Below are 4,458 nucleotides of genomic sequence, written 5' to 3' on the forward strand. Positions count from 1 at the left end.
CGCCACACCCGACACAAACCCACCGGAATTCACATACGAAGTCCCGGAGTGCTCCGGATCAGGGTGATAGAGGCGCTCGATATCCCAACCACGGTCGGCCGGAAACGACGCCACACCATCACGACCGTCCGCGAGCAACTCCCACAACTCATCCGGAGACGAGACACCACCCGGAAAACGGCACCCCATCCCCACGATCGCGACGGCGTCGTCGTCGAGGGCATCCCCTGTGGCGGTGCCCGCAGTGGTGTCCCGGGCCTCGATGCCGGTGTCGGCGCCCGGGAGTTGGGCGTGGATGTGGGCCGCGAGGGCGGCGGGTGTCGGGTGGTCGTAGACGAGCGTGGCGGGCAGGCGCAGCCCGGTCGCGGCGCCGAGGCGGTTGCGCAGTTCCACCGAGGTGAGGGAGTCGAAGCCCAGGTCGTTGAAGGGGCGGTCGGCGGCGATCGCGGCGGCGGAGCTGTGCCCGAGGACCTCGGCGACGGTGGCTCGTACATGGGCGAGGACGAGGCGTTCCCGCTCCGCGGACGGGCGGCCGTGCAGGGCGGTGGCGAGTTCGCCGCCGCCTGCCGTGGGCCGCTCGGGGCCGTGCGCGGTGCGGGCCTCCTGCTGTGCGGGCGCGGTGAGTTCGCGCAGGAGTGAGCCCCGGCGGGCGTAGGCGGTGGTCTCGGCGAAGTGGGCCCAGTCGGCGTCGAGGACGGTGACGCAGGTGCGGTCGTCTTCGAGGATGCGCCGGAGCGCGTCGAGGGCGGTGTCGGGGGTGAGCGGCCGGATGCCGAGCCGGGCCAGGTGCGTGGTGACGACCGGGTCGGCGGCCATACCGTCGCCGGCCCAGGGCCCCCAGGCGACAGACGTGGCCGGCAGACCGGCGGCACGGCGGTGCTGGGCGAGCGCGTCGAGGCGCGCGTTGGCGGCGGCGTAGGCGGCCTGGCCTGCGTTGCCTGTGACGCCTGCCGTGGACGAGAACAGCACGAAGGCGTCGAGGGCGCGGTCGGCGGTCAGTTCGTGCAGGTGCTGGGCCGCGCCGGCCTTCGTGGCGAGGACGCGCGCCAGCCGTTCGGGGGTGAGGTCGGCGGCGAGGCCGTCGTCGAGGATGCCGGCCGCGTGGACGACGACGGTGGGCGGGTGGGCGTCCAGGAGACCGGCGAGGGCGGTGCGGTCCGCGACATCGCAGGCGGCGAGCGTGACGTCGGCTCCACGACCGCTCAGCTCGTCACGCAGTTCCTGGGCGCCGGGGGCCTCGACACCGCGCCGCGAGACCAGGACGACATGCTCGATGCCCTGGTCGACGAGCCAGTGGGCGATGTGCCGGCCGAGGGCGCCGGTGCCTCCGGTGACGAGGGCTGTGCCGTGGAAGCGGCTGCTCCGCGGCTGTTCGCCAGGGGTGGCGGACTGGCCGCTCGGGCTGGTGTCGCGGACGAGGCGGGCCGCGAGGACTCCGGTGGGGCGCAGGGCGAGTTGGTCCTCGTCACCGGAGGCGGCCAGCAGCCGCGCGAGGCGCTGCGGCTCGTCGGCGTCGGGGTGCGCGGGGAGGTCGAGCAGGCCGCCCCAGCGGTCGGGCTGTTCGAGAGCGAGGGTGCGTCCCAGGCCCCAGACGGCGGCTTCGTCGGGCCGGGACGGGGTGTCCCCGGCGCCCACCGACTGTGCGGATCGGGTGGCACACCACAGGCGGGCGGCCGGGGCGCTGTCGGAGAGGGCCTGCCACAGGGCGAGCACGGCACCCGGCGACGGCACCAGGGCCAGGGCATGAGTGGGCTCGTGGCCGGTGGCGCGGATACGGTCCGCGAGGTCGGCACGGGCTTCGGTGGCGGCGGGGATCAGGTCAACCTCGGCGCCGGTCCGACGCAAGGCTGCCGCGATGTCCACAACAGCTTGGTCGGCCGGGTCGGCTGCGGCCACCAGCCAGCGGCCCGGGAGGGCTGCCGGGTCGGCGGCAAGACGGGCGGGCCGCCACCGGACGCGGTAACGGCGGGCCGCCTGCTCCAGGTCCCGGCGGCCTTGCCGACGCCAGGCGGACAACGCGGGCACGAGGGTGTTCAGCGCTTCGTCGCCGGTCACACCCAGCCGCTCGGCGAGCGTGTCGACCTCGCCCCGCTCCACGAGATCCCAGAAGCGTGCCTCGACACCGTCGGAGCCGGTCCCCGTGCCCCGCTCCGCGACGGCGTGGTCGGGCAGCCAGTACCGCTCGCGGCGGAACGCGTACGTGGGCAGGTCCAGCCGCCGCACACCCGTGCCCTCGAACAGCGCGGACCAACGGACATCGGCGCCACGGACGTACATCTCGGCGACGGCCCTCAGGACGGCCCCCGACTCCGGCTGTCCGGTGCGCAGGGTCGCCGCGGCGGCGTGTCCAGCCTCCCGGGCGAGCGCGGTGAGGACGGGGTCGGGGCCGATCTCCAGGAGCCGGACAACCCCCTGGGGGCCGGCGACGGTGGTGAGCGCGTCATGGAACCGTACGGGTCGGCGGACCTGTTCGATCCAGTACGTCGGTGTGGTCCAGTCCCCGTCGCGCAGGGCCTCGCCGGTGAGGGTGCTGACGGCGGGCAGGGTCGGCGTGCGGTAGGTGACGCCGGCCGCCACGGTGGTGAACTCGGCCAGCATCGGGTTCATCAGCGGCGAGTGGAAGGCGTGGCTGACCCGCAGTCGCTTAGTACGGCAACCACGCTCGTGGAACTCGGCGAGCACGGCCTCCACGGCACTCTCCGCGCCCGACACCACAACGGACTGCGGCCCGTTCACGGCGGCGATCGCCACGTCTCCGTCCAGCACCCCGGCGACCTCGTCCTCGGTGGCCTCGATCGCGGCCATCGCGCCGCCCTCGGGAAGGGCCTGCATCAGCCGCGCGCGCGCCGCCACCAGCCTTACCGCATCAGGGAGTTCGAAGACACCGGCCGCATACGCCGCCGCGAACTCGCCGACCGAATGGCCCAGGACGCAGTCCGGTCGCATGCCCCAGGAGCGCAGGAGAGCGACAAGGGCCACTTGCAGGGCGAAGAGGGCGGGTTGGGCGTGACCAGTGCGGGCCAGGGTTTCCGGGGCGCCGGTGAACATGATGTCGCGCAGGGGGACGTGGCCGGGGTCCTCCGCGCCGAGTTCGGCATCCAGGAGCTCGCACACCTCGTGCAGGGCACGGCGGAACTCCGGGAACCGATCATGGAGTTCGCGTCCCATGCCGGGGCGCTGGCTGCCCTGCCCGGTGAACGCCCATGCCGTACGCCCCTTGAGGGTGTGCCCGGTGACGACCGCCGGGTGCTGCTCACCGTCGGCTAGGGCACGGACGCCTCCGCTCAGCTCGTCGAGGCCGGGCCCGAGGACGACGGCGCGGTGAGTCAGGACGGCACGGGTGGTGGCCAGCGAGTAGCCGAGGTCGGTCGGGGATGCCGAGGTCGCGGTGAGGTGCGCGGCGAGGTGTTCGGCCTGTGCGCGAAGGCTGTCGGCGTCCCGCCCGGCCAAGAGCCAGGGGGTGACGGGGAGCTGGACAGGTGAATCGAGGTCGGATTCGGAACCGGAACGCGGCCCGGAATGCGGTCGGGAATCGGGCTCGTCGGGCCTGTCAGAGCGGTTGTCGGTCCTGTCGGTCTTGTCGGCCGGGGCTTCTTCGAGGATGACGTGGGCGTTGGTCCCACTGATCCCGAACGCCGAGACACCCGCCCGCCTCGGCCGCTCACCACGCGGCCACGACCGGGACTCCGTCAACAGCCGAACCTGCCCCGCCTCCCAATCCACATGCGAGGACGGCCGATCCACATGCAGTGTCGCGGGCAGAGCCTCCCGCTGCATCGCCAGTACCATCTTGATGACCCCGGCCACACCGGCCGCGGCCTGCGTGTGCCCGAGGTTCGACTTCACCGAGCCCAGCCACAACGGCCCGCCGTTCTCACCTCGATCACGGCCGTACGCCGCCAGCAGTGCCTGCGCCTCGATCGGATCCCCGAGCGCGGTCCCCGTACCGTGCGCCTCGACGACGTCGACATCCGCGGCCACCACGCCCGCATTCCGCAGTGCCTGTCGGATGACACGTTGCTGCGACGGACCATTCGGCGCGGTCAACCCATTCGACGCACCATCCTGATTGACCGCACTCCCCCGCACCACCGCCAACACCGGATGATTATTACGACGGGCATCCGAAAGCCGCTCCAACACCAGAATGCCGGCACCCTCACCCCACACCGTCCCATCCGCACCCTCACCAAACGCCTTGCACCGCCCATCCACCGCAAGACCCCGCTGCCGCGAGAACTCCACAAACGCAGCAGGCGTCGACATCACCGTCACCCCACCCGCCAACGCCAAACCACACTCACCCGACCGCAACGCACGCACCGCCAGATGAAGCGCCACCAACGCCGACGAACACGCCGTGTCCACCGTCACCGCCGGCCCCTCCAACCCCAACGCATACGCCACCCGCCCCGACATCACACTCGCAGCAGACCCCGTCCCCACAAACCCCTCAAC

Annotated in this window: 1 protein-coding gene; it reads right to left on the reverse strand. The window is 72.6% G+C overall.

Annotated features, from left to right (window positions below):
- Positions 1-4,458: type I polyketide synthase (locus FPZ41_RS45100; RefSeq protein WP_152870557.1), on the reverse strand; the 4,458-nt coding region annotated here is incomplete at both ends.

Source organism: Streptomyces acidicola (assembly GCF_009377235.1).
Lineage (GTDB): Bacteria > Actinomycetota > Actinomycetes > Streptomycetales > Streptomycetaceae > Streptomyces > Streptomyces acidicola.